Annotated in this window: 1 pseudogene; it reads left to right on the top strand. The window is 34.5% G+C overall.

Features of this window, described 5'->3' with window-relative positions:
- Window positions 1-629 (top strand): annotated as a pseudogene (locus HMPREF2837_RS11525) (hypothetical protein); the annotation flags it as partial.

Raw genomic sequence — 629 nt, 5'->3', positions numbered from 1 at the left:
TGCAACAAAAATTCCCTGAATCACATGATATAGCTTTGCCGTATGCCCTGGTTTTATTTAATTTATCAAATAAGCAGACTAAGTTAAAGGAACTAGAGACTACTGCTGAAAAATTAGAGAATTTGCAACAAAAATTCCCTAAATCGAATGATATAGCTTTGCACTATGCTAGGTTTTTGTTCATTTTATCAAGCAAGCAGTCTGTATTAAAAGAACTCGAAGCTACTGTCGAGAAATTACAGAGATTGCAGCAAAAATTTCCTGAATCGCATGATATAGCTTTGCACTATGCTAAGATTTTAGTTAATTTATCAATCGAGCAGACTGTGTTGAAGGAACTCGAAGCTACTGTTGAGAAATTACAGGAATTACAGCAAAAATTCCCTGAATCGCATGATTTATCTTTGCAGTATGCTAAGATTTTAGCTAATTTATCAATCGAGCAGACTGCGTTGAAGGAACGGGAGGCTACTGTTGAGAAATTACAAGAATTGCAGCAACAATTCCTTGAATCGCATGATTTAGCTTTGCACTATGCTAGGTTTTTGTTCATTTTATCAAGCAAACAGACTGTGTTGAATAAACTTGAGATTGTTGCTGAAAAATTAGAGAATTTGCAACAAAAATTC

Origin of the sequence: Streptococcus sp. HMSC071D03 (assembly GCF_001812125.1) — a bacterium.
GTDB lineage: Bacteria > Bacillota > Bacilli > Lactobacillales > Streptococcaceae > Streptococcus > Streptococcus pseudopneumoniae_N.
Note: the sequence above shows the minus strand (reverse complement) of the source record. Positions and strands in the feature narration are given on the sequence as shown.